Here is a 706-nt window from a genome sequence, read left to right on the forward strand (position 1 = left end):
GAAGATCACGACGCAGATCGGCAGCTTGTAGCGGCAGATGGTCTCGACCTCCATGCCCGAGAAGCCGAACGCGCTGTCGCCTTCGACCGCGAGCACCGGCAGGCCGGTCTCGACCGCGGCAGCGATCGAATAGCCCAGGCCGATGCCCATCACGCCCCAGGGGCCGACGTCGAGCCGCTTGCGCGGCTTGTGCATGTCGACGACGCCGCGGGCGAGGTCGAGCGTGTTGGCGCCCTCGTTGACGAAGATGGTGTCGGGGCGTTCCGCGATGATGGCGCGGAGCGCGCCGAGCGCACCGTGATAATCCATCGGCGAGGCGTTGCTCATCAGCTTCGGCGCCATCTTGGCGACGTTGTCGTCGCGCTTCTTCGCGACGGTCGCGAGCCAGTCGTTGGGTGCCGCAGTCCAGTTCGCGCCCATCGCATCGAGGAACGCGGAGACGACAGGAGCCGATGTCGCCGACCACGGGGGCGACGATCTCGACGTTGGAGTCCATCTCCTTCGGCTCGATGTCGATCTGGATGAACTTCTTCGGCGGATCGCCCCAGCTCTTGCCCTTGCCGTGCGACAGCAGCCAGTTCAGCCGGGCGCCGATCAGCAGCACCACGTCCGAGTCCTTCAGCGCCGTCGAGCGCGCCGCACCCGCCCAGAGCGGATGCAGATCGGGCAGGAGGCCCTTGGCCATGCTCATCGGCAGGAACGGCAC

The 706-nt window shown here is 67.3% G+C and carries 1 protein-coding gene and 1 pseudogene; both read right to left on the minus strand.

Features of this window, described 5'->3' with window-relative positions; translation table 11 throughout:
* Positions 1 to 420: thiamine pyrophosphate-dependent enzyme (locus tag NS334_RS18970; protein ID WP_206542747.1), on the minus strand; the 420-nt coding region annotated here is incomplete at its 3' end.
* Between the two features lie 88 nt (positions 421 to 508).
* A pseudogene (locus NS334_RS18975) lies at positions 509 to 691 on the minus strand (hypothetical protein); the annotation flags it as partial.
* Between the last annotated feature and the right edge of the window lie 15 nt (positions 692 to 706).

The sequence above is a fragment of the Sphingomonas endophytica genome, assembly GCF_001476895.1.
In the GTDB taxonomy this organism is placed as follows: domain Bacteria; phylum Pseudomonadota; class Alphaproteobacteria; order Sphingomonadales; family Sphingomonadaceae; genus Sphingomonas; species Sphingomonas endophytica_A.